The 25,563-nt window shown below is 52.8% G+C and carries 19 protein-coding genes; 15 read left to right on the top strand and 4 right to left on the bottom strand.

Annotated elements, in window-relative coordinates:
* The first annotated feature begins 80 nt into the window (after positions 1-80).
* The 4 genes from J2D75_RS11635 (at position 81) to J2D75_RS11650 (ending at position 7,049) form a co-directional block, all read left to right on the top strand.
* Entirely contained in the window at positions 81-2,522 is a 2,442-nt protein-coding gene (locus J2D75_RS11635; protein ID WP_207854986.1) for a membrane-bound PQQ-dependent dehydrogenase, glucose/quinate/shikimate family, read from the top strand.
* 491 nt (positions 2,523-3,013) lie between these two features.
* Positions 3,014-3,928 carry a serine O-acetyltransferase gene (gene cysE, locus J2D75_RS11640; RefSeq protein WP_207854987.1) on the top strand — a complete coding sequence of 305 codons (915 nt, stop codon included), beginning with the start codon at positions 3,014-3,016 and terminating at the stop codon, positions 3,926-3,928.
* 189 nt (positions 3,929-4,117) lie between these two features.
* Positions 4,118-5,488, top strand: a complete 1,371-nt coding sequence (locus J2D75_RS11645) for a family 2B encapsulin nanocompartment shell protein (RefSeq protein WP_207854988.1) — start codon at positions 4,118-4,120, stop codon at positions 5,486-5,488.
* Positions 5,475-7,049 carry a SufS family cysteine desulfurase gene (locus tag J2D75_RS11650; protein ID WP_207854989.1) on the top strand — a complete coding sequence of 525 codons (1,575 nt, stop codon included), beginning with the start codon at positions 5,475-5,477 and terminating at the stop codon, positions 7,047-7,049. The genes J2D75_RS11645 and J2D75_RS11650 overlap by 14 nt, the downstream gene beginning before the upstream one ends.
* A gap of 106 nt (positions 7,050-7,155) precedes the next feature.
* On the opposite strand, the gene J2D75_RS11655 is transcribed toward J2D75_RS11650, so the two are convergent.
* Positions 7,156-8,085, bottom strand: a complete 930-nt coding sequence (locus J2D75_RS11655) for a LysR substrate-binding domain-containing protein (RefSeq protein ID WP_207854990.1) — start codon at positions 8,083-8,085, stop codon at positions 7,156-7,158.
* Positions 8,086-8,204: 119 nt separating this feature from the next.
* Between J2D75_RS11655 and betC the strand changes: the two genes are divergently transcribed.
* Genes betC through J2D75_RS11670 form a run of 3 tightly spaced genes read left to right on the top strand, consistent with a single transcriptional unit; the run spans position 8,205 to position 13,303 of the window.
* Complete coding sequence (gene betC, locus J2D75_RS11660) at positions 8,205-9,743, top strand: choline-sulfatase (RefSeq protein ID WP_207854991.1); 1,539 nt, start codon at positions 8,205-8,207, stop codon at positions 9,741-9,743.
* Between the two features lie 6 nt (positions 9,744-9,749).
* Entirely contained in the window at positions 9,750-12,125 is a 2,376-nt protein-coding gene (locus J2D75_RS11665) for a TonB-dependent receptor (RefSeq protein ID WP_207854992.1), read from the top strand.
* Positions 12,125-13,303, top strand: coding sequence for an MFS transporter (locus tag J2D75_RS11670; protein WP_207854993.1), 1,179 nt, complete (start codon positions 12,125-12,127; stop codon positions 13,301-13,303). Before J2D75_RS11665 ends, J2D75_RS11670 begins: the two co-directional genes overlap by 1 nt.
* A 47-nt stretch (positions 13,304-13,350) precedes the next feature.
* On the opposite strand, the gene J2D75_RS11675 is transcribed toward J2D75_RS11670, so the two are convergent.
* Complete coding sequence (locus J2D75_RS11675; RefSeq protein WP_207854994.1) at positions 13,351-14,211, bottom strand: DMT family transporter; 861 nt, start codon at positions 14,209-14,211, stop codon at positions 13,351-13,353.
* 170 nt (positions 14,212-14,381) lie between these two features.
* Between J2D75_RS11675 and J2D75_RS11680 the strand changes: the two genes are divergently transcribed.
* Entirely contained in the window at positions 14,382-15,758 is a 1,377-nt protein-coding gene (locus J2D75_RS11680) for an aminotransferase-like domain-containing protein (protein WP_243428716.1), read from the top strand.
* Between the two features lie 18 nt (positions 15,759-15,776).
* Here J2D75_RS11680 and J2D75_RS11685 read toward each other — a convergent pair whose 3' ends face one another.
* Positions 15,777-16,676 (bottom strand): LysR family transcriptional regulator, encoded by a 900-nt coding sequence (locus J2D75_RS11685; RefSeq protein ID WP_207854996.1) that lies wholly within the window; start codon positions 16,674-16,676, stop codon positions 15,777-15,779.
* A 101-nt stretch (positions 16,677-16,777) separates the two neighbouring features.
* Between J2D75_RS11685 and J2D75_RS11690 the strand changes: the two genes are divergently transcribed.
* The 3 genes from J2D75_RS11690 (at position 16,778) to J2D75_RS11700 (ending at position 19,516) form a co-directional block, all read left to right on the top strand.
* Complete coding sequence (locus tag J2D75_RS11690; protein ID WP_207854997.1) at positions 16,778-17,539, top strand: SDR family NAD(P)-dependent oxidoreductase; 762 nt, start codon at positions 16,778-16,780, stop codon at positions 17,537-17,539.
* Positions 17,540-17,789: 250 nt separating this feature from the next.
* Positions 17,790-18,680, top strand: coding sequence for a 3'-5' exonuclease (locus J2D75_RS11695; RefSeq protein WP_265783019.1), 891 nt, complete (start codon positions 17,790-17,792; stop codon positions 18,678-18,680).
* 62 nt (positions 18,681-18,742) lie between these two features.
* Positions 18,743-19,516 (top strand): TSUP family transporter, encoded by a 774-nt coding sequence (locus J2D75_RS11700; RefSeq protein ID WP_207854998.1) that lies wholly within the window; start codon positions 18,743-18,745, stop codon positions 19,514-19,516.
* A gap of 116 nt (positions 19,517-19,632) precedes the next feature.
* Here J2D75_RS11700 and J2D75_RS11705 read toward each other — a convergent pair whose 3' ends face one another.
* On the bottom strand, positions 19,633-20,850 hold the full coding sequence (locus tag J2D75_RS11705) for an MFS transporter (RefSeq protein ID WP_207854999.1): 1,218 nt from the start codon (positions 20,848-20,850) through the stop codon (positions 19,633-19,635).
* Positions 20,851-20,948: 98 nt separating this feature from the next.
* On the opposite strand from J2D75_RS11705, the gene J2D75_RS11710 reads away from it, so the two are divergent.
* The 4 genes from J2D75_RS11710 (at position 20,949) to J2D75_RS11725 (ending at position 25,176) form a co-directional block, all read left to right on the top strand.
* On the top strand, positions 20,949-21,617 hold the full coding sequence (locus J2D75_RS11710) for a GntR family transcriptional regulator (RefSeq protein WP_207855000.1): 669 nt from the start codon (positions 20,949-20,951) through the stop codon (positions 21,615-21,617).
* Between the two features lie 197 nt (positions 21,618-21,814).
* Positions 21,815-22,798, top strand: coding sequence for a DUF1852 domain-containing protein (locus tag J2D75_RS11715; protein ID WP_207855001.1), 984 nt, complete (start codon positions 21,815-21,817; stop codon positions 22,796-22,798).
* A 27-nt stretch (positions 22,799-22,825) separates the two neighbouring features.
* Positions 22,826-23,854 carry a methionine synthase gene (locus J2D75_RS11720; RefSeq protein ID WP_207855002.1) on the top strand — a complete coding sequence of 343 codons (1,029 nt, stop codon included), beginning with the start codon at positions 22,826-22,828 and terminating at the stop codon, positions 23,852-23,854.
* Positions 23,855-24,285: 431 nt separating this feature from the next.
* Positions 24,286-25,176, top strand: a complete 891-nt coding sequence (locus J2D75_RS11725) for a LysR family transcriptional regulator (RefSeq protein ID WP_207855003.1) — start codon at positions 24,286-24,288, stop codon at positions 25,174-25,176.
* Positions 25,177-25,563: the final 387 nt, after the last annotated feature.

A 25,563-nucleotide genomic window follows, 5' to 3' on the forward strand; every position in this document is an offset into this window, starting at 1 on the left:
CTTAACATTATGACAGGCTCGGCCTTCAGCAGCGCTCGACAGCCGACCCTTTTCTCCACATCTGCACTTTTGGAGACGATATGACCACGCTCCCTCGCGCATCAATACCGGTTGTGCTGACGGCATTACTCGTCGCGCTGACCGGCCTCGGCCTTACCATTGGTGGGGCATGGCTTTTACGCTACGGTGACACGCCCTATTATCTGCTCTGCGGCCTTGCCATGCTGGCGAGCGCTGTCCTTCTTTACCGCAGAAAACCTGCTGCTTTATGGGTTTACACTGCCATTACGCTGGGCAGCCTTATATGGGCCATAGCGGAAGCCGGTCTCGATTTCTGGTCGCTGCTACCCCGCAGTGATGCCATTGTCATTATTGGCCTCCTGCTTCTCATGCCTTTCATTACCCGCCCCTTGGGCGCCAGCCGTACCACTATTGCCCCGCTAGGGCTTAGTCTTCTGCTCTCGGTTCTCGTCGTTGCATTTTCCACAACGCGAGATCCCTACTCGTTTAATGGTAAACTGCCGACAGATATTGCCAATGCCTCTCCAGGTGACGCGACAGCACTCTCCGATACAGAATGGCATGACTGGGGCCGCACCCAGTTCGGCAACCGTTTTTCGCCCCTGAAACAGATTAACGCGTCAAACGTCAACGCACTAAAAATCGCATGGATTATGCGAACGGGCGACCTCAAAACCAAAAATGACCCGGGCGAGACAACGAATGAAGCCACGCCCGTCATGGCCAACGGAACCCTTTATCTCTGCTCCACCCACCAGAAGCTCTTTGCCGTTGATGCAGCGGATGGAAAAACCAAATGGGTTTTTGACCCTCATCTTTACGTCAACCCCGGTTTCCAGCACCTGACCTGCCGTGGCGTTACTTACCATGCAACGCCTGCCAATGCCGTTACAATCGATGGCAAGCCTGCGCCAGCCGAGTGCCCCCGCCGTATTTTTCTACCCACAAATGATGGCCGTCTCTTTGCCATTAATGCGGACGATGGCTCCCCCTGCCCCAGCTTTGGCCAAAACGGCGAACTGGATCTGCGCGAAGAAGGCATGCCTTTCACAACAGTAGGTGAGTGGCAAGGCACATCTCCCCCCGTTGTTACTGACCGCCTTGTTATTCAGTCAGGTGCTGTAACCGACAATGGTTCGGTGCATGAACCCTCTGGTGTAACCCGCGCTTTTGATCTCTATACGGGTAAACTCGTTTGGGTTTTTGACCCCGGCAATCCTGATCCCAACCAATTACCCGGACCGGATCACAAGTTTGTTCCGAACTCACCCAACTCATGGATTACCTCATCCTACGATGCGGCTCTGAATCAGATCTACATCCCAACCGGCGTGCAAACACCTGACCAATGGGGCGGCAACAGGGATCAATATTCTGAACGATATGCATCTGGTATTCTGGCCCTCAACGCGGATACTGGCAAACTCGTCTGGTTCTATCAGACTGTCCATCATGATCTGTGGGACATGGATGTTCCCTCGCAGCCAAGCCTTGTGGATATCAAGCAAAAAGACGGTACCGTTATTCCGACCCTGTATGCACCGACCAAAACCGGCAATATCTTTGTACTGGATCGTCGTACAGGCAAGCTGGTTGTATCGGCTCCTGAACTACCCGTCCCGCAGGGGGCCGCTCCGGGAGATCACACCTCCCCCACGCAGCCTTTTTCTGATCTCTCCCTTCGACCCAAGGCTCTGCTAACCGGTGCCGATATGTGGGGCGGCACACTGTTTGATCAACTGATCTGCCGCATTGCCTTCCACCAATTACGTTATCAGGGAACATTCACTCCCCCATCCACTCAGGGCACGCTTGTTTTCCCCGGTAACCTCGGCATTTTTGAATGGGGCGGTCTGGCGGTTGACCCGCAACGCCAGATTGCCGTCGCGGATACGCTTTCACTCCCCTTTGTCTCCCGTCTTGTGCCACGAGGCCCGAACAACCCGCTCTGGCCCCCGAAAGAGGGAGCCGTAGGCAGTGGAGGAGAAAGTGGTTTACAACATAATTACGGCGCGCCTTACGCCGTCGAAATCAGCCCCTTTGTCGATCCCGTTCTGGCCAAGGTGGGCCTGAACCTTCCATGCCGTAACCCACCTTGGGGCTACATGGTTGGGCTTGACCTCTCTACCAACACGGTGGTTTGGCAGCATCGCAATGGCACCATACAAAACAGCCTGTATGGCAGTTCCGTGCCACTCACCATGCCACCCGTTAAAATTGGTGTGCCAGCCCTTGCCGGCCCCCTGATTACTGCTGGCAATGTGGCATTTCTTACCGGGTCGATGGATTATTATATCCGTGCTTATGACGTCACCACGGGACAGACATTGTGGCAGCAACCTCTACCTGCCGGCGGGCAGTCTACCCCCATGACCTATTCTATCAATGGCAAACAGTACGTGGTGTCTTATGTTGGGGGGCATGGTTCATTTCCAACCAAACTGGGTGATTATCTGATCGCATGGACACTGCCAGAAGCAGCGGACAGTCAGAAAAAATAATCTTCTGCCCCTTGATCCACGGCCCTTTTGGATAGACCGGCTTATGATCCGTCTGTTCTGGCGTTAAAAACCAGACCAGACGGCATTTTTTTACGCATCAGGATCGCTCTGCCGAGACAATATCAATCCACAGGAAAATATCGTAATTTTTGTTATTAAAAAATAAACAACACATTCATGTCGTTGGTTGTTGACGCGGGAGCATTTTAATGTCCCAATGCGCGTGTGGTTCAGAAAGGACACACGAACATGAAAAGCCAGAAGGCAAACAGGGCAATAGCTCAGTGGGGTAACAAACACACTCTGGGCCGATGTAGGGCTGCAGGCTGCGGTCAATAACGCCGCTTTTCCTGACCTGAAACTGGCACCACCAGCCAGCCGCCTTCCTGTGCGATAAGGGCAGTCTAAAATGCCTCAATTCAATCAAACATTTTTTGGAAAACGATCCGTTCGTCAATTACGCGTCATTCCACTTCCATCAGGAGGCGGACATGGAGGCACGCGTGCTTGACAGGGCGCTCCCTGCAACAGCCGAACGATCTTCTGCCCCTTTGAGCTATTCCGTGACCAAACAGACGCATTCCATACCCTCCGCCAACACCCCATGGGCTGGCACCAGTCTGGCCGATGGGCTGTGGCAACACCTGCAGCAGGAAGCACAAGAGCAGACTGATGCAGTGCTGGCACCGTTATTGCGGGATATTGTTCTGGAGCAGGCTAACCTGGGTCACGCGCTTTCACGCCTGATTGCCCGGAAGTTTGCAGATGAACAAATTCACAAGCAGGCACTGGAAGAACTGGTACGATCATTTTTCTTGGCTTGCCCGCAAGCTCTAGAAAGCGTGGCCGCAGACTTGCACTCAATCCGCCAGCGCGATCCAGCGGTGACGGAATACCTGACACCTCTTCTGTTCTTCAAAGGTTTTCAGGCGGTGCAGGCCCATCGGGTCGCTCACTGGCTCTGGCAGGAAAAACGGCGCGCCCTTGCACACTGCATTCAGGGGCGGGCTTCAGAGCTTTTCGCTGTCGATATTCATCCCGGCGCAGTTCTGGGGCAAAGGATCATGTTCGATCACGGAACAGGTATTGTCGTGGGTGAAACCGCTGTGATCGAAGATGACGTGGCATTACTCCAGAATGTCACTCTCGGTGGCACTGGCAAGGAAAGTGGAGACCGTCATCCCAAGATCCGTCGCGGCGTATTGATTGGCACCGGCGCGAAAATACTCGGCAATATCGAAATTGGCGAAGGCGCAAAAATCGGGGCGGGCGCTATTGTCATAAAGCCGGTTGAGCCCTTTACCACCGTTGTCGGCAATCCGGCGCGTGCGGTGGGGCCACGGCATACCAACCTCCCTTCCCTGACAATGGATCAAAGTCTGCCGGCATTGAATTACGTGATCTAGCCACGTGATCGTTGCCTGTTGTTTCTCCTTTAATGCAAGGGAAGAAAACAACATGTCGCACAGTATTTCGTCTGCATCGCTTGCACATCCCTCCTCTGATCGATGTTGATAAGCAGAACAATAGACTGACGTTTTGTCGCAAAAATATTCTCACGCGCCCTCACTGGGCATAAGCAAGAGTAAAAAATCATGACATCCATCGCGCCTGTATCTTCTTCAGGGCCGACCGCGCTCGACCGCAACCTGTCAGCCCGCCAGCTTTCTACTGCCCATGTTACGCGTGTCCAGAATCTTGAGCGCACGCCCCGCTGGCTGCATCGGCTGCTACCATGGGTTAATGTGGGAGGCGGTGTATTCCGCGTGAACCGTCGGCGTATTCTCGCTCCCCAGTTTGGTGGCTTTACCTTTTCGGGTGATGGTGCGCAGGCCCGCCTTGTTTCTGAAAGCTTCCGCTCCCTGCCAGGTCTGGCGGGAACCGATGAAAAACAGCTTGCCGATCTGGCAAGTGCCTTTGAAACCCGCCTTGTACGTGCAGGCGAAGTACTGACTGACCCGACTGCTTTTGTCGTGGTGGCATCGGGTAGTATTGAAGAGCTCGGGCAAGGCTCTGGCGGACGCCCGGTGCGCCGCTCTCTGGCCGGGAGCGGCCAATATATCCGCCCGGCCCAGAGCGCTGAGGCACGCCTGCGGGTGTTGACCGACAGCACCGTATTCATTCTACCCCGCGACATTGCGGCACGCTTTCCATGGCTGGAAGAAAAACTGTCGTCCATCGTAACGGAAGTCGATGGCAAGCGGATCAATGCCTATGGTGAGGCCGCCATTGATGTGCTGGAAAGTGTCGATGGCGAACAGCGTCTGCCAACAACTTTTGTGGATTATCAGGATCATCCGCGGGAATATTATCTGCATACCCTGCAAACGGTGCTGAGAACACACACACGTATTACCGACCTGTACAGCAATGAATATGATCAGCTACGCGAACAGGTGCGCGTAGTTATAGATGTCATTCGTGAACGGGAAGAATGGGAACTGCTCAACAACCCTGAATTCGGCCTTCTCAACGAAACACCTCCAGCCCAGCGCGTTCCCACACGGAGCGGCCCGCCAACCCCAGACGATCTGGATGAACTGATTGCCCGTGTGTGGAAGCGCCCTGCATTTTTCGTCGCACACCCCAAGGCGATTGCTGCATTTGGACGGGAGGCAACACGCCGTGGTGTGCCGCCCGCAACCGTAACGCTGTTTGGCTCACCCTTCCTGACATGGCGCGGCCTGCCACTGATTCCTTCAGACAAAATCCCCGTTTCTCAATCCGGAGAAACCTCGATCCTGCTGCTACGCACAGGGGCAGAAGAACAGGGGGTGATCGGCCTGCATAATACCGGCATTACCGGCGAGGTCGAACCGGGGCTTTCTGTCCGTTACAGTGGCACGGATCAGCATTCCGTCGCCTCTCATCTGATTACCCGGTATTTCTCGGCCGCGGTGCTGGTCGAAGATGCAATCGCCCGTCTCGATCATGTTCTTGTCGGAAACTATCATGACTATACCTGACACCCATGAGAACCAGACTGAAAACGGGCTAACCAGTCTGGTATCGCGCGCTTTTCAGGATGTGCTGAAACAGGATCAGCCATCCCTGACAGCAGCACGGCCTACGGGCTACGCGGCTGCGGGCGATGCCTCATCCTTCGAACCGGTGTGGGCACACACACCGGTTCCGGCAGCAACATCTGGCGAGACTGCGCCCTTTGCTCCAACAGGCACCCGTACCTCCCCGTTTTTTGAGGAAACAGCCCTGCCACCCTTCAAAGCATGGGAGGCTTCAACAGACTACGGTGCGCGTCCGTATTTTCTGGAACATCTTGCCCAGAAAACAGGAGTATTCGCTGGTGTTGCGCCTTCAGGATATGACCCTGAAAGCGCCCGACAGGATTTCCCGATCCTACATCAGCGTGTCAACGGACACCGTCTGATATGGCTGGACAATGCGGCAACAACCCAAAAGCCGTTTTCGGTCATTCAGGCCATTTCCTCTTTCTACGAAAAGGATAATTCCAATATCCACCGGGCCGCACATACTCTGGCGGCCCGTGCGACAGATGCGTTTGAAGCAGCCCGCGACAAGCTACGCCGCTTCATAGGCGCACGAGAGGCGGCTGAAATTGTTTTTTTGCGCGGAACAACTGAAGCCATTAACCTTGTCGCACAAAGCTATGGTGGCACGCATATCGGTGCTGGTGACCGTATTGTTGTCTCAGCCATCGAGCACCATGCCAATATCGTGCCATGGCAACTTCTGGCCAAAAAAACCGGCGCGGAACTCAAAGCGGCCCCCGTCAATGATCGCGGCGAACTCATTCTTGAAGAGTTTGAAAAGCTCCTTACTGAAAAAACAAAAATAGTCTCCATTACACATGTTGCCAATGCGTTGGGCACCATAAACCCGGTAAAGGAAATCATACAACTAGCCCACGCGCGGGGTATTCCCGTTCTGGTAGATGCAGCCCAATCGTCTCCACATATTCCGATCGACGTAACGGCGCTGGATGCGGATTTTCTCGTACTTTCAGGACACAAGATTTACGGGCCAACCGGGATTGGCATTCTGTATGGAAAACGGGCGCTGCTGGAAGCCATGCCGCCATGGCAGGGCGGAGGCCATATGATACGGGATGTCACCTTCGAGCATACGGAGTTTCAGGGGCTTCCCGAAAAGTTCGAGGCTGGTACACCCGATATTTCTGGGGCTGTCGGGCTTGGTGCAGCAGTGGACTATCTGCAATCACTCGGGCTGGATGCTATTGCTGCACATGAACATGCCCTACTGGACTATGCCACCGCTCAGCTTTCCGATATTCGTGGCTTGCGGATTATCGGACGGGCCGCCCATAAGGCGAGTGTCCTTTCCTTTGTTATTGATGGCCATAAACCCGGCGATATTGCCCGCCACCTTGACCGGCACGGCATTGCCGCACGCTCAGGCCACCACTGTGCACAGCCATCCTTGCGCCGCTTCGGGGTAGAGGAAACCGTACGCGCCTCTTTTGGACTGTACAACACCTTCTCTGATGTAGACAGTCTGTTTCAAGCCTTGCGTCAGTTACCTTCCTGAGAAACCTTCAGGTGTAAAAGCATTCTCTTGCAACCTGAACACAACAGACCTAACCCCCGGTTCATTAAAGAAACCGGGGGTTAGGATTCCAGCCCTCTGACCAAACTTACTGTGCTGTGGAAAACGGACTGCTTCTGGCCTGCTCCACCACCCACTGTCGGAACGCAGAAGCCAAATTTTTCCTCTCTGCGTTTACTGACAGAAAATACCCGCGCTCACTCCTGATCGGCTCAGGCCAGGCCAGAACAATCTGGCCACTCTGCAGATAATCATCAATCAGAGGCCGCCAACCAAGGCCGATACCCTGCCCATGCAAAATGGCCTGTAGTAGCAATGGGTAATTGCCAAATAATAAAGAGTTCCGGCTTCCAGCTTGCCGCATGGGATGCCCCGCCAGCCGGAACCAGTCCTCCCATGTAAACCAGTTCTGCGCCGGGCTATCCAACGCCAGAAGCCGCCCACGCACCAGATCCCCGGCAGAAGTCACCGGCTCCATACCTGCAAGATAACGGGGACTACAAATCGGATACACTTCCTCTGCAAACAACTGAAAACACGCCCCTGCGGCGGCGTCCGGTTTTTTACCAAATAAAATAGAAATATCCGCCTGATCCGATGCCGCCCCTGTCTGCCGGGCCTGTGTTGTCAGCAGACAGAGATCCAGTGCTGTATGCTGGCTTTCAAAATCCGCCAAGCGCGGCAGAAGCCAATTTGCGGCAAAACCATAGTCTGTCAGTACAGTCAGGTTCGTTTGCACGTTACTGGCTTCGATAGCAGTCATGGCAGTCCGCATCCTTGCCAGCATGTCTGCCGCCGCCGTGTGCAGGATCTGCCCTGCGTCACTGGGTGTCACCCCCCGGTGCAGCCGCCTGAACAATGTCAAACCCAGCACATGTTCCAACTGGGCAATCTGCTGGCTTATGGCTGGTTGTGTCATGCCCAGCTCCTGTGCGGCCGCACTAAAACTGCCGCGCCTGCCAACGGTTTCCAGAATGCGGATGGAGCGGAGCAGATACTCGATCTGGTTCGGTGTCATAACCCGGCCTTATACCACTAATAAGAATGAACATACATCAAAAATAACATTTTATGTGAGATTATATAAAAAATATCAAAGACCATAGTGTTGTTATGCATATGGAGATAATTTACGTTATGAGCCCGCAATCCGAAGCGCCCCTGAATTTTCTCGTGGTTGTGGCAGACCAGCTTACGGCAACCGTTCTACCAGCACTCCTTGGAGGGCGCGATCCGTCTGTTGTCAAAGTGCCAACCCTGACAGAACTAGCAAAAAACAGCACTGTTTTTGCCAATGCCTATTCCGCCAGCCCGTTATGCGGCCCTTCACGCAACACGCTCATGACCGGACTACTCCCTTCCGTTAGTGGGGTTTATGATAATGGCTGTGAATGGCACTCCGATATCCCCACATTCGGGCATCGTTTACGTCTGGCAGGCTACCGCACCATTCTGGCTGGCAAAATGCACTTCGTTGGAGCAGATCAGCTCCATGGCTTTGAAGAACGCCTGACAACCGATATCTATCCGGCTGATTTTACATGGGTGCCTGACTGGACAGACAGGCAGGGGCGACCCGACTGGTATCATTCCATGGATTCCGTGCTGAACGCAGGCCCTGTCCTACGCAGCAACCAGCTCGACTTTGATGAAGAAGTCGCATTCGCCACCCGTCGCAAACTGTACGATCTTGCCCGCACAGACACCCATCGGCACCCCTTCTGCCTAGTCGCCTCTTTTACCCACCCTCATGACCCATTCAACATTACGCCCGAATGGTGGAATCTTTACGAAGAGACGCCCATCCCTCTCCCCCGCGTAACAAGCCCAGACCCGTTGCACCCTGCGGAAGTCCGTATTCGTGAGGCGTGTGGCATTACCGCCCAGCCACCAAAAAATGCAGATATTCGGAAAGCACGCCGTGCCTATTACGGGGCCATTTCCTATATCGACCATCAGCTCAAACAGCTTCTGAATACGCTTGCCGAAACGGGACTGGACAAAACAACGGCCATAGTCTTCACCAGCGATCATGGCGAAATGCTGGGCGAGCATGGTCAGTGGTATAAAATGTCGTTCCGCGAGGGCGCCTGCCGTGTACCGCTCCTTATTACCCTACCGGGGCAGACAACAGCCCACCGTCTCACGCAGGCTGTCAGCCTGGCCGATGTGGGGGAAACCCTCTGCGCCCTGGCTGGCGCCCCCGCCGCCCCCCAGACCAGCGGCCGTGACCTGAGCCCCTGCCTACACGGGGGAAAGCTTGAAACAGATGAAACCTTTGGGGAATATCTGGGCGAAGGTACATTCGCCCCAACAGTTATGATCCGACGGGAGCAGTGGAAATATGTCCATACCCCCACAGACCCGGATCAGCTTTACGACCTGCAAAACGACCCGGATGAAACGCGCAATCTGGCAGACCACCCCGAACACAGCCAGACACTGGCTGCGTTTACAGAGGAAGCCCGAAGCCGCTGGGATTTTGATGCCTTGTACCAAAGCGTGCTGACCAGTCAGGCCCGCCGGATGCTTGTCAAACAGGCTCTTGCAACAGGGCACTGTACTCCGTGGGACTACCAGCCCCCCGCCAATGCACACCGCCAGTATATCAGAAATCACAAACCTCTGGAGCAGCTTGAAGCCGAGGCTCGCCTGCCCTGCTCGAGGAATGGATAAACAATCATGGCTTTTGTTCTCACAACACAAAGAATCACATTCGCTTTAGCTCTGTCCACAGGCACGGTTTATGCGGCCAGCGCCGCCGAGCTGCCTCTGGATAAGCCGCAACAGCAGGCCGCAGCTTTGCCCCGAAAAACCGCGTCCACACATCCTGCGGGGCAGGCTGCAGGCAAGCTGGAGGAAATTACGGTGCGCTCCAACAAACGCGCACAACAGGCCAACACCACACCGGCCTCTATTGTAGCACTCAGCGGCAAGACATTGCAGACAACCGGTGTGCGAGATGCCCTGACCCTCGCACGGGATGTACCCGGCCTGATGGCGGAAACGACATCCGGCTCCGCTAATCCGCGTTACCGGCTGCGCGGCATCGGCACAAACGACTTTTCCGCCAATATGACAACCGCCGTTGGCGTTTCGGAAGATGATGTATTTCTGGACAGCGGCGCCTCTCAGGGGGTGCCGATTTACGACCTTGATCATGTAGAAGTCTTCCGCGGGCCACAGGGCACTCTGCAAGGCAAGAACACAACGGCTGGTATGGTTTCCTACTATACCAAAAAACCTACCAATACGCTTGATGGGTACGTGCGCGGCACTGCGGGTGATTACGGTCTGTTCGGTGAAGAAGGTGCGATTGGCGGCCCGATCATCAAAGATAAGCTGATGGCCCGTTTTGCCATTGTAAACCGTGACTATGATGGCCAGTACTACAACGGTCGCACAAACAACCCTACCGGCGGCTACCAGTATTATGACATGCGCGGGCAGATATTAGCCAAACCGATTGATAACCTCTCCATCTTGATCAAGATGCACACAGGCCGTAACAAAACCATGGTGCCTATCGACCATGTAGGTCTGCTTGATGGCGGCATGGACGCTCAGGGTTATGTACAAACCTCAAGCAGAAACATTCAGAACAACGGACGGACAGACGCGACAACCAGACGGTCTGGCCTGTCTGTAAATGCCAAATACGACTTTGAGGGTGGTTGGAGCCTGGCCGATATTTTCGCGCTGGAATGGAATCACTTCAACGTCTTTTCAGATGACGATGCCAGCCCGGCTCCTATTGATTATCAGGAAAATATTGGTGGTGTTGCACGGGTTTTAAGTAACGAAATCCGGGTTTCATCCCCTCAGCAGAAAAAAATCCGCTATATCGGCGGGGTGTATTACATGCGCAACCTCACACAGTCATACAGCCAACAACCCTTGTACAGCCCAACTGACTTCGGAGTTGGAGGCAATGCCTCCAGCTTCAACATCAATACACAGGATGCAGCGGTTTTCTCGGCTCTCTCTTTTGATCTGACCCCGCGCCTGACGCTCGATATTGGCGGACGCTTTACCTCGGAAACCAGAAGCGCCAACGGCGAAGCATGGGCCTACAATACCGACTCCTCCAACCCTTACGATGCCAGTAACCGGTCGCTGACCTACATCAACACCAATACAAACACTTTCATAGACCCCACGACCGGGCAGGCTATGAGTGGGCCGCCCCTGAGCAAGACGTTCAACAAAGATAGCGAGGATGCCAGTCTCAAATACCGCTTTGCTCCGGGTATCATTGGGTATCTGCGCTATGCACGCGGCTTCCGTACCGGCAACTACAATACCTATGTCGCTACCACATCCGATTTCAGCCTGTATGATCCCGAAGAACTGACAGATTATGAAGGTGGTATCAAAGCCCGTATCTGGGGAGGAAAAGCCCAGCTTAACCTGTCGGGCTTTCATTATGACTACAACAACATGCAGGTAACAATCCTGCAGAATACCGGCACACATACAACCAATGCAGCTCAGGCTGTTTCCAACGGTTTTGAGTTTGAGGGGCAGGTCAGGCCTCTGCAGAACCTGCTTGGTACTTTTGGCGTCACCTATCAGGATGCCCATTACACCAATTTCCATAATGCCAGCGCCCCGACACCTTTCAATGGTGGCAATCCGGTCGATCTTTCCGGCCAGCCACTGGAGCGTGCGCCGCATGTGACAGCCAACTTCCTGCTCAGCTATAAAATTCCGGTGTCTTTTGGTGATTTTACCGTCCAGACAGACTGGCGTTACACCAGCCGCTACCGCTTTCAGGCATGGTCGGACACCCACCCAACAACCCCTGCGGCCTTTCTGGCATCTCCTCAAGTACAAGCACTCGTAAAACAGGCATTTTCGCAAGGTCCAGTCATTACAGGCAATGTGCGTGTTGCATGGCATTCGTTAAATCAAAAGACGGAAGTTGCTTTCTGGCTTCATAATGTCACCAACCAGATGACCTATACCAATGCATTCGGAGAGTTTTTCAACAGGAATATCAGTCGTTACCCCGGAGACTTGCGTGCGTTCGGCTTTGAAGTCATGCAGTCTCTATAATGACCCAACGACAGGATAACCGCCCGGCGTTTTTCATTCTGGCTGCAGTCAGTGCTGTGGACTGCGCGGCTCATAGCATGAACTCCCTCGGGCCATTTGCCGTAGGCGAACTGGTCAGAAGTGGTCGCTTCAGCCTTATGCAGGCCGGGTTATGGAGTTGCGTGGAAATGCTGTCCTACGCAATCGCCATGACCGGCATAGCCCCGTGGTCTTCACGTCTCAGGCTGCGTTCTGTTGCATTTCTGGCCGCCTCCGGCCTTATCGTCGCGCAAACAGGCTCAGCTTTTGCCCACGCCCTGCTACCGCTCATGCTGCTGCGCGTTTTATCCGGTTTCAGCCTTGGATCGCTGAACGCAGTCGTCAATATCGGCGCCAGCCGTCTGGGCAAGCCTGTTTTCGTGCTTTCTTTTGTCATGGTCGTGCAAACTATCGTTTTCAGCATGGCCAGTCTTTTGCTACCCCATGCTGCCACTCAGGCCGGACAGAAAGGAGTTTTTCTGGTTCTGGCGGGCATGATTTGCTTAACATTACCTTTTATGGCCTTTCTACCCGGCGGCCCTATACTCACACTCTCGGCTCCATCTCCCAGTCCGCGCCTTACACTCTCTCCCCGAACGTCATACTGGGCGCTGCTGGCCGTTCTGTTTTACACAGGGGGTAGTCTGGCTGTCTGGCCTTTTACTGAACGTATTGGCGCTTCTGTAGGCCTTCATGCCGTCTCGTTCGGAAAACTATCTGCGGTTTCTAATGTTGTGGGTCTGCTTACCTGCCTTATAACAGCATGGAGCAGCCGCAAGCAGACTGTCAGCCCTCTGCTGATTCCTGCCATTTTATTGATTGGTGGTGTCTGTATCATACAAGCCTACCCGACAGATCAACTTCTGTTCTGCTCCGCATTTATCATTAATTATGCTGCGTGGTTTTTTATTTACCCCAGCCTTGTAGGTGTGACCTGCCTTGTCGATCCCTCCGGCAAGCTGGCTTCCAGAGCTGGGGGGGCGTGGATGTTTTCTCAAACAGCTACGACATTCTTCGCCAGTGTGACGCAAACTGATGGACATTATCTCTGGACGGGACTCTTCAGTTTTGCTTTGTGCGGTTGCGCTGCTGGTGCCACGCTCAAAGTCACACGAGCGCGACATAAAAAGGCACTTTCCCAATCCGGGCCATATGCCTGAGTTTTATAAATCCGCAGAACCGGCCCAGAGCTAGGCAAAGCAATAGATCAGGAAAACCGCTTTGCACCTGCCACGCATAGAACAACGATAAGTGTCGAAGCCACCATAGTCCACGCAATTGGCTCATGCAGAAAAAGGGCAGACAGCATTAACCCAAAAAAGGGCTGAAGCAATTGAAGCTGTCCGACATGCGCAATACCACCCAGCGCCAGACCGCGATACCAGAACATAAAGCCGATTAACATGCTGAAAATGGAAACATACCCAAGACCCAGCCATGAGGAGAGATGAATATCTCCCCATCTGGCAGGTAGGTAGGCCAGCGCAATAACCGCCATACATGGCATGGACAAAAGCAAAGCCCATGAAATGACCTGCCAACCGCCAAGACGACGAGAGAGCGTAGCCCCTTCTGCATATCCCAGACCACAAACAAGAATGGCGGCAACCATCAGTAAATCATCCGTAAAATGCCCCCCCTTGCTGTTATAAAGCGCAAACCCTGCCACAGTAGCGGCCCCAATTATGGAGAATAACCAAAAAGCAGTCTTAGGCCGTTCTCCACCACGCAGAACCCCAAAAAGAGCTGTCGCCAGTGGTAAAAGACCAATAAACACGATGGAATAGGCAGCCGTAATATGTTGTAGCGCCAGCGCCGTCAGCAACGGAAAACCAACCACGCCCCCTAACGCTACGAGAGCGAGCGGAACAATATCCCGCCGCTCCGGCCATGGTTGCCGGAGTGTGAACAGGCAGACACTCCCCAACAGCGCTGCAATTACGGCACGGGCACAGGTCAGGAAAATAGGAGAGAAATCTGCAACCCCCACACGCGTTGCAGGTAAAGAACCACTGAAGATGAGCACAGCCAGCAGACCGCTGCCCCACCCTTCTGTTGTCCGCTTCATAAACCGGAATCCTTGAGTTTATCAGATTTTTTATGTGCCTGAATGTAGGGGGCGGAAATTGTCTGGCACAGCTACAATATGATACAGTTATGAGAAACTGTACTGGCAATAAGCCCCATACAATTTTGAGAGTATCTGTGAAACATCAATACACGCGCACATTCGCCATCATGGACGCTATCAGGCAGCGCATAGCAACCCGCGCACTGGTGCCCGGTGACCGCCTGCCATCAATCCGACAGTTTGCCAGAACCTTGCAGGCCTCTCCATCTACCGTGGTGCAAGCTTATGACCGGCTGGCAGCCGAAGGCGTTATTTCACCACGGCAGGGATCTGGCTTTTACGTTACGGGACGCGCACTCCCCCCGCTCTCTCTGGCGGATACCACCACACCGGCCGCAAGAGCTGTTGATCCATTCTGGGTGTCCCGCCAGTCTCTTGACTCTGATCCAACGGTTCTGAAACCGGGTTGCGGCTGGCTTCCTACAGAATGGATGCCCCATGAAGCCCTGCGCAAGGCATTGCGGGCCGTAGCACGCAGAGACGACACCATTCTATCGGAATATGGCGGCACCCGGGGCGCCCTGAGGCTACGACGGCTACTGACGGCGCAATTCGCCACCGAAGGGCTCGACATCAGCCCCGATCAGGTTCTCCTCACAGGCTCCGGCACGCAAGCTGTTGATCTGATCTGCCGTTTACTTGTGCGACGTGGCGATACAGTACTGGTAGACGATCCATGCTATTTCAATTTCCAAGCCTTGCTCCGGGCTCATGAAATACGGATTGTCGGTGTGCCCTACACCACAACCGGCCCGGACACAGAGGCCTTCGAGCGGATTGTTCTCAAGGAAAAACCACGCCTTTATATTACCAACTCGGTTCTACATAATCCTACTGGCGCAACACTTTCGCCACAGACAGCCTTCCGCCTGCTCAGCATTGTCGCCACATCAGGCATGCAGGTTGTTGAAGATGATATTTTTACGGACTTTGAAACCGTGCCATCTGCCCGTCTGGCAGTCATGGATGGGCTGGAACATGTCATCCGGGTTGGCAGTTTTTCAAAAACGCTTTCTGCATCAGTCAGATGCGGTTATATCGCCGCCCCTAAAGAATTAATCGACGGGCTGATTGACCTACAGGTGGCAACCAGTTTTGGCGGCCCCGGCCCCATCACCACAGAAGTAATTGCAGACGTGCTGGAAGGCGGTAGCTACCGCAAACACATGCATGAAATTATGCGACGTCTCGAAAAATCTCGCAAAACAGTAGCGCATAAACTCAAAACACTGGAAATAGTGCCATGGATTGTACCAAAGGGCGGCTTCTATCTATGGTGCCGCCTGCCCGATGGGCAGGATTCAACCAAGATTGCCCTCAGTAGCCTGACAGACAAAATCATTCACGCGCCGGGCAATGCCTTTAGTGTAAGCCAGTCTGCGTCTTCATTCATGCGTTTTAATGTTACGCAATGTGAAAATGAAAAAATTTTCCACTCCCTTGAGCAGATACTGGCAGGCAGACCACAGACAAACAGCCTTTAACGCCAGAGCATGTCCACTTTACTGGCCAGACTGCAATTGGGGCGTAATAACCTTTACCAGCCAGTCCACAAAGACACGCACACGGGGCGAAAGTTGCCTGCTGCTTGGGTACAGCACCGAAAGGGGTGTGGGCATCGGCCGGAAATCCGCAAGAACTTCAACCAACGCACCATTCGCCAGATCCTCAGAAAAACGATAGCGTGGCGCCTGCACAAGACCAAAACCCAGCCTTGCCGCGGCAGCACTCGTATCAGCACCGCTCACCAGAAGCCGTGCTGGCAGCACCACCTCCCGCACACCTCCTGCGTCTGTAAATTCCAGCGGTAAGGGCTGGCCGGTACGCGATGATACGAAACCAATCATCTGATGCCCCTCCAACCCTGCTGGGTTAATTGGCGTTCCATACCGTGCCAGATAGTCAGGACTGGCAACAGTTACTTCTTCCATCGTTCCCAAAGGCCGCACCACCATATCGCTATCAGCCAACGCACCGGCTCTTACGACGCAATCAACCCCCTCGCGGATCAGATCAACAAAGCGCTCACCTTCTCCAAGGTGAACTGTCAGCGCTGGATGCAGCGCAAGAAAGTCAGACAATACCGGAAGCATAACCCTGCGTGCGAGATACCCGACCACATCAACACGCAGCACACCCGCAACAGCGCCACTCGCGCTACGCTCCGCGTCCTCAAGGTCTGCAAGGATCGCCACACATCGGCGGTAATACGCTACCCCCTCCGCCGTTGGCTGCACATGACGGGTCGAACGCTGCAGCAACCTTACGCCCAGTCTGCTTTCCAGCGCCTTGATGGCTGCGGTCGCGACAGGCCGTGAAACGCCACAAGCCCTAGCTGCGGCACTAAAGCTTCCGCGCTCAACAATACGTACAAAAAGATCGAGTGTAGCAAGCCTGTCCATCAGATTATTCCATGAAGCAAAACAATGCTGTCTGAAAGGCGTATCTTATCGAACAGAAGCCATTGTGGCCAACATGGGACCACCATCAAATGGAGAGACCCATGCCTGCTGTAAAAACCATAGCCATCGTAACCGGCGGAAGCCGCGGCCTTGGCCGTTCCACTGTCGAGGCACTCGCCCGCCGTGGCATTTGCTCGATCTTTACCTATCATGCAAACAAATCTGCGGCTGATGAGGTCATTTCCGCAGTTGAACGCATTGGGGCCAGTGCCAGAGCCTTGCAACTCGACACATCCAACACACAAGATTTTCCAGCCTTTTCACAAAACGTTCGATCCATATTGGCGGAATGGGGGGCTGAACGTTTCAATTATCTGGTTAACATGGCGGGTACATCCCAAACCAGCCTGTTTGGGCAGGTAACAGAGGGGGATCTCGATACCGCCTATCGCATCCATGTCAAAGGCCCCTTATTCCTGACACAGGAACTCCTACCGCTCATAGCGGATGGTGGACGGATCGTGAACATCTCATCAGGCCTGACCCGTTTTGCTTACCCCGGCCGCATTGCCTATGCGTCAATGAAGGGCGCAGTAGAAGTGATGACACATTATATGGCCAAGGAACTTGGAGGCCGTGGGATCGCTGTCAATACCGTTGCCCCCGGTGCCATCCAGACGGATTTTTCAGGCGGCGCCGTGCGCGACAACCCGGACATTGCCCGGCATATTGCCCAAACAACGGCACTCGGCCGACCGGGACTACCAGACGACATAGGCCCCATGATTGCCTCACTGCTATCGGAGGATAATCGCTGGATCAATGCACAGCGGATCGAAGTTTCTGGGGGGCAAGCAATTTAAACTCGAAACCGCTCACCTGATGGCTGTGATCGTATCCGAAAAGGAAACATAATACTTAGGCTGGCATCGTTACCTGCAGACTGGGCAAACCCACATGCTGGCCTTATAAGGCCAAGGGCTGTCGCGAGAATGAAACCGCTGTTTATGGGACACTTTACCTTCTAGTGACACCCTAACCTGTGCGGATCACTTATTGTGAACACAACAGGCTAGACCTGCAGACTACGGCATGATGCCGGGAGAGATTTCTGTGAAACAAAACCGCCTTGAAGAACTTGCCCACACACTGGAAGCTGAGGGAACTTACAAGGTTTTACGCCGCATTGCCCCAATCCCGCTTAACAGACATCTCCCGCATGATCAGACACGGCTGGGCATTTTTCTGGATCTGGAAACAACCGGCCTTGATCCACAGCATGATGAAATCATAGAATTCGGAATGGTGCCATTCGCCTATACGTTGAATGGCACCATTCTCGGCACCCTGCCGACTTTCAGCCGCCTAAGAGAACCCAACCAACCTATCCCCCCGGACATTACCACCCTGACCGGCATTACGCAGGAAATGGTCGCAGGGAAAACCGTAAGCCCGGACGATGTTGCGCAGTTTACGGCACAGGCGTCCCTTATCGTTGCCCATAATGCCCGCTTTGACAGATTATTCGCTGAAAATTTCTGGGATGGATTTTCAAAATTACCATGGGCCTGCTCCATGGAGGATGTGCCTTGGCAGGCAGAGGGTTTTGAAGGGCGCAGCCTTGGTTATCTCGCCATGCAGGCAGGGTGGTTCTTTGACGGACACAGAGCGACCGATGACTGTCTGGCTGGTGTCACTCTCCTCAACACCCGTCTGCCCAAAACGCAAGCCCCAGCTCTTTCCGCCCTGCTTCGGGAGGCCCGTAAACCCCGCTGGCAGATTTGGGCAGAAAATGCCCCCTTTGAGTATAAAGACAAACTAAAGGCCCGTGGTTACCGCTGGAACGATGGCAGCAACAGTCATCCCAAAGCATGGTTTACAGAAGTGCCGCTGGAGCAAAAAGACGAGGAACTGCATTTCCTGAAAACAGCTATCGGTCTTGATGCAGCCGCAATACCAACACGTGAAATTACCGCATGGGATCGCTTCTCGGCCCGCGCCTGATAATTTAGGCCAGCCTACACCCCCTGCCCTTATGACAGCTTAGATCAGGTTTATCACCCATCATGCATCTTACACTGGAAACTGTTTTTTTTCTGATCTCAAGCGCATTTGTGGCAGGCTGTATAGATGCTCTGGCAGGCGGTGGTGGTCTGTTGACCATTCCCGCCCTGATGGCTGCGGGCATTCCCCCCGTTTCCGCACTAGCCACCAACAAACTTCAGAGCACTATCGGTACATTCTCGGCTTTTTTGACTTTTCTCAAAGCAGGCCATGTCGACATCGCGCAGTTTGCTCTTCCGGCTGCCGGAGCGTTTATCGGCTCTCTCGCAGGCGCCACAGCCGTGCAGTTCATTAACCCTGTTTTTCTCTCCGCCATTGTCCCCTTGCTGCTAGTCAGCATGGCCGTCTATTTTCTGTTGGCCCCCCCCATGAGCGCAGTAGACCGTCACGCCCGGTTGAGCCGTTGGGGTATTACAGCCTGCATTACCGCCGTTGGCTTTTACGATGGTTTTTTCGGCCCCGGTGCAGGTTCGTTTTTGACAACTGTTCTGGTCGCTTTTGCCGGGCTTGGTTTGGTGCGCGCCATTGCCAATACCAAATTCCTTAACCTCCTGAGTAATCTGGCGGGCCTTACCGCCATGATTGCGGGCGGCAAGGTTTTGTGGCTTCTCGGCTTCGGCATGGCGGGGGCCAATATTCTGGGCAATCAGGTAGGAGCCTGGCTTGCCATCCGTTTTGGCGGCAAAGGTATTAGGCCACTCCTTGTCATTATGTCGCTGGCCCTGACCATTAAGCTGCTGGCTAACCCTGACAATCCACTCTGGAAATTGTTCTAAATCATCTACTCAAGCTGTTTTATTGAGCTTGTAAAGCCGTCTCACGCCCAAGAGCCCAGAATTTCAAATATTTTCCCAACACTGCCCGCCAAAACGGCAGAACCACAGTAAAGAAATCAGCGCTTTTGTTTCATTCTATACATAATCCACCCGTTACAAAGCGCCCCAAAAAGCAATAGCAAGCCGGTTCCCACGAAAACCGAACACATGCCTATTCGTCCGCCGATAAAACCACCTATTAACGGCCCCACAACCTGCCCTGCATATTGTGCGGAAATCGCATAGCCCATAACCGCTCCAACCGACTGATCTGGAACATTGTGCCGGATCAGGGCTGAAATGCAGGGCAGTAGCCCCCCCAAGGACAATCCCATAAGGAAGCGAAAGCCGATCAACTGCCAACCTGCCGTAACAAACGCCTGCGGCACCAACAGCAACCCGGCAACCGCCAGCGCGCCCACAATAACAACACCATGCCCCACCCTATCAGCCAACCGCCCGAGGGATGAGGCCGACAAGATGCTCCCTAAAGCGGCCGCTGACATGACCAAACCTGCGATATAGGTGACATGAGCAGGGTCATCCGTCAGGGTTCGGATATAAAGGGTAATAATCGGCTCAATCGACATATTGGCGATCATTAACAGCGCCCCAGTACCGAGCATGGCAAACACAAGCCGCTTATCTGGAATAACACTCCAGCTGCTTCGACCGCCCCCCCGTGCCCCTGAGCGGGATGGTGTTTCCCTGATCAACAGAAGAGTTGCGAGAAACGCCATAAAAATTAGGCATCCCGCCCCGAGAAACGTCATGCGTATTCCGATGAGAGGGGGCAGAAAGCCACCGATTAATGGCCCCACCAGGTTGCCCGCCATAACCCCGGAGGCCAACAGGCCAAGCGCCCATGCAGAACGACTTCGGGGGGCCTGAGCAGCCACCATGATTGTCGCCCCAGAGGAGTATCCCCCAGCAAGCCCCACAATGAGCCGCAGCCCCACCAGCTGCCAGATTGTTGTGGCACACCCCATCAGTGCCATCGTAACGGCCATGCCCAGACTGGCTCGCACCAGCATGAGTTTACGCCCGTACCGATCCCCCATACGCCCCCAGAGCGGTGCCACCAGCCCGGCACTCAGAAAGGTTGCACCATAAGCAATACCTGACCACTGGGCGATATTAGCCTGCCCCTCCACACCTAACTGCTGCACATACAACGGTAGAAAAGGCAGCATCAGCGTCATTGCAACCAAGGTTGTGAAGGAACCAAAAAAGCACACAATCAGATTGCGCTGCCAATCAGGCTCATGCTCATCAGGTTTAGAAACGGTGGACATAAGGAATACTCATCCTTCAAAAATCTCCCGATTCTTGGTATACCAATTAGGGATACCGTTAAGAATGCCACAGACACCGGGTCAAGAGGGAGGCGGCGATGAAAAAAATCGTCACGCAGATGCAGCATGCAGAAGACCAGCTCAGGCGGCTTATTCTTGATATGGAACTCGGGCCGGGCGAACGTTTGACCGAACGCGGCGTGGAGAGCCTGTTGGGAGTGTCCAGAACCTCGGTACGCACCGCCCTGTTCCGTCTTGAAGCTGAAGGGCTAGTCAGCCGTGAAGGACGTGGTTGGATGGTGCCACCAATAGACCTTGAGGACGTCGCTCAACTCTGTGTTTACCGCGAGGCTTTGGAACTCGAAGCCTTGCGGCGTGCCCCCCCAGTAATTAGCACAGACGAGATTGCAACCGCTGAAAACCTGTTGCAATCGATCACCCCCTCCACCAGCCCGGAAGAACTGGACCAGACAGGCCGAGACTTCCACCTATGGATTGCGGGCTTATCCGGAAACCGTTTTATCTGTCAGGGTGTGGAAGATGCCATGACACGCCTGCGCCGGGCACGTTGGCTGGAAAATAAGCCATCACACCACGGATGGGATGAACATCGTGCCATCGTTGCCGCGCTCAAAAATGGAGAAAAAAACCATGCGATTGCGCTGACTGAAACACATCTGATTGAAACACGAAAAAACCTGTTGGCCGCTTTGCAAGGAAGCCGCCGGAGTCTCAGAGCGCGAGGCGCATTGATTTTGCGCGCATGAATCCATGCATAGAATTTATGTTTTTATGAAATAAAATCATTTTTATTCACTCTTAAACTCCTACATAAAGCGGATACAGTGTTTAACGGTAGGCATAGCGCTCATCATCGACTGAGAAATCAGAATAAAAATGGGTAGTTTTTGGTTGCTCTACACAAAACTCTGGTTGTCAATCTGTGTAAAGATGCAGGACCATAATGATCCAGGATTCCACATTCAATATTCATCGGATTCGTTTCGATGAAAACTATCACCCATCCGATAGAACACGTCTCACGACCAATTTCGCCAATCTGGCACGAGGGGAGAGCCGTCAGGAAAACCTGCGCAACGTCCTGCAAATGATTGATAATCGTTTCAACGATCTAGCGCGCTGGGATAACCCAAAGGGTGATCGTTATTCCATTGAGCTTGAAATCGTTTCAGTAGAAATGGATCTCGCCTTTGCGGGGGCGCATGGAAACTTTCCCCTGATCGAAATACTTTACACGACAATCATCGATAAAAAAGACAACAAACGTATAGAAGGTCTGGCTGGAAACAGTTTTTCCTCCTATGTGCGGGATTATGACTTCAGCGTATTGCTGCCTCAGTATAACAAAGACAAATCGGAATTCAGCGTGCCCGATAACTACGGGAATTTACATGGAAATCTCTTTAAGAGCGTCATGGATTCCAGCACATACAAGAAAAATTTCAGGAAACTGCCGATCATATGCCTGAGTGTTTCCACGAACAGAACCTATCACCGGACAGAAAATCAGCATCCAGTTCTGGGCGTTGAATACCAGCAGCGTGAATTCTCCCTGACAGATCAATATTTTGAAAAAATGGGTATGAAGGTTCGTTATTTCATGCCCACCAATAGTGTCGCGCCTCTGGCGTTCTATTTTTTTGGTGATCTTTTGTCTGATTATTCCACGATGGAGCTTATTAGCACCATTAGTGTGATGGAATCTTTCCAGAAGATCTACCGTCCCGAAATTTACAATACCAACGCAGCAGCCTCTGATTGTTTTCAGCCCAGTCTGAAATATCAGGACTATTCCAACACCCGCATTGTCTATGATCGTGAGGAACGTACCCAGTTGGCAACCTCACAGGGGAAATATACGGAAGAGCATTTCATCAAGCCGTATCATACGGTTCTTGAGCTGTGGTCTGCCAGTTACACCGCCTGATCCATCCAAGACATAAGGTCATACTCCATGAAAACGCTTCTTCCCAGCTCAACGGCAGGTAGCCTGCCCAAACCCTCATGGCTCGCGCAGCCCGAAACACTCTGGTCTCCCTGGAAACTGCAGGGAAAAGAACTGATCGAGGGCAAGCAGGACGCCCTGCGCCTGACGCTGGATGATCAGGATCGCGCAGGCATTGATATCGTCAGCGATGGCGAGCAGACACGTCAGCATTTCGTCACGACATTTATTGAGCATCTTAGCGGCGTCGATTTTGAGAACCGTCAGACAGTTAAAATTCGCAATCGCTACGATGCGAGTGTGCCGTCCGTTGTCGGTGCCGTGGCACGCGAAAAGCCGGTGTTTGTCGAGGACGCAAAATTCCTGCGCACGCTGACAAAAAAACGCATAAAATGGGCGCTACCTGGCCCCATGACCATGATCGACACACTTCATGATGGCCACTACAAGAGCCGCGAAAAACTCGCATGGGAATTTGCCAAGATCCTCAATCAGGAGGCGAAAGAACTGGAAGCGGCTGGTATCGACATTATTCAGTTCGATGAGCCTGCCTTCAATGTTTTCTTTGATGAGGTCAATGACTGGGGCATCGCTACGTTAGAAAAAGCCATTGAAGGACTGAAATGCGAAACCGCAGTTCATATCTGTTATGGCTATGGCATCAAAGCCAATGTGGACTGGAAAAATACTCTTGGCAAAGAGTGGCGGCAGTACGAAGAGATATTTCCCAAGCTACAGAAATCCAATATCGACCTGATTTCGCTAGAATGTCAGAACTCCCGCGTTCCGATGGATCTGATCGAGCTTATCCGTGGAAAAAAGGTGATGGTCGGCGCCATTGATGTAGCCACCAAAACTATTGAAGCGCCAGAGAAAGTCGCAGATATTCTGCGAAAAGCACTGCAGTTCGTCGATGCAGACAAGCTCTATCCCTGCACCAACTGCGGTATGGCACCTTTGCCGCGTGATGTCGCACGAGGCAAACTCAATGCTCTGGGGGCAGGCGTCGAAATCATTCGGAAAGAACTCTCAACCTGACAATCTACCTGTCCGATGCCTACTCGGAAGGGCATGACGCAATTCATGCCCCCATAACGCCAACATTTTCAGAGGCATCAACAGTCCTATCACGTCCTCCATACTATAAAGAGCTTTTATCATTTTCCTTACAACGGGTTGGAGTTTGCCCTACAAATTTATTCAACGTGCTCCTGAATCGCTGGAACTATGCAAGATCGTTGACTGACTGGAAAGCCCGCTTTTGACTGCATTGTTCATGCCATCGCAACGAAAAACTGTTTATCACGCGCCTATTATGAAGCGAACATTAGCGTTTTCATTGAGAACAGAAAATAAAGAGTTACGGCAATATCTCTTAAAGCCTATGAAAAAAAATCCAAATGCAACTTACAGGACGCCATGATATGATTTTATGACTATATGAATTCTGTGCATTAACGAGGTCAATCATGGGTGTTCTAGAGCGCAGTCATCTGACAATCATTCAGGAGGTAGCGCGAGAAGGTTCATTAACTGCCGCCGGAATGCGCCTGAACCTGACCCAGCCCGCGCTCAGTCATTCTATCCGCAAGATCGAGCAGCAGCTTGGTGTCAAGATATGGCGGCGAGAAGGACGATCCCTCGTGCTCACACAGGCAGGCGAATGGCTATTAGCTTTAGCAAACCGCCTGCTTCCACAATTTGATCTGGCGGAAAGTCGCCTTGAACAATTCGCAAATGGTGAGCGGGGTACACTGCGTATCGGCATGGAATGTCACCCCTGCTATCAGTGGCTCCTTAAGGTAGTCTCCCCCTATTTGGAAAGATGGCCAAAAGTCGATGTGGATGTAAGGCAGAAATTCCAGTTTGGTGGGATCGGTGCGCTGTTCAATAATGAAATTGATATTTTGGTCACGCCTGATCCGCTTTACAAACCCGGTCTAAAATTTACACCAGTTTTTGATTATGAACTTGTGCTTGCTGTTGGCCCCGAACATCCTCTCCGTAATGCAAAATTTGTTCTACCAGAGCAGCTTGTAGATGAAACATTGATTACATACCCAGTTCCATCTGAACGCCTCGATATTTACACGCAATTTCTTCAACCAGCAGGGATTGCACCACGGCAGCAGAAGCAGATTGAAACGACGGACATCATGCTGGTCATGGTAGCGCATGGTAGGGGTGTCGCTGCACTTCCGCGCTGGCTTGTGAAAGAGTATGCCTCCCATTTTGAACTTTACTCTGTCAAACTTGGGAAAAAGGGTATTACAAAACAGATATTTCTTGGCCATCGGGAAACTGATGAAGACATTCACTATCTACGTGATTTTATCGAATTCGCAGCTTCGCCTCAATGATAATGCTTAAGCACCTTCGAGGACTGCCACCTGATTAAATCTATATATGAATAAAAAGTCAAAAAATGACCGTTTTATAAAAATATCGAACTCAGATTGTACCCATCATAAAGTCAAAAAAAAGTTTATTAGTCGTGGAAGGGGCCAACAGTTGATATATCTCCGACATCATGGAGCATTTCAACCATCCGGATTGCGCAATCCTGATAATTCTAAATACACTGAAGACACGCATCAAAATAAGCCACATGATACTTTTCCCTCTCAATCACCTCGCTTCTATCACCGCTCGTTTGAATTCCCGTAACACTGATATGCCGCTGATGTATCTACAGACGGAGACAGAAGAACTCAGCGGCAATCATGGTTATGGCAGTAAAAATCAGG

It is taken from the genome of Acetobacter suratthaniensis (assembly GCF_017377745.1).
GTDB classification, from domain to species: domain Bacteria; phylum Pseudomonadota; class Alphaproteobacteria; order Acetobacterales; family Acetobacteraceae; genus Acetobacter; species Acetobacter suratthaniensis.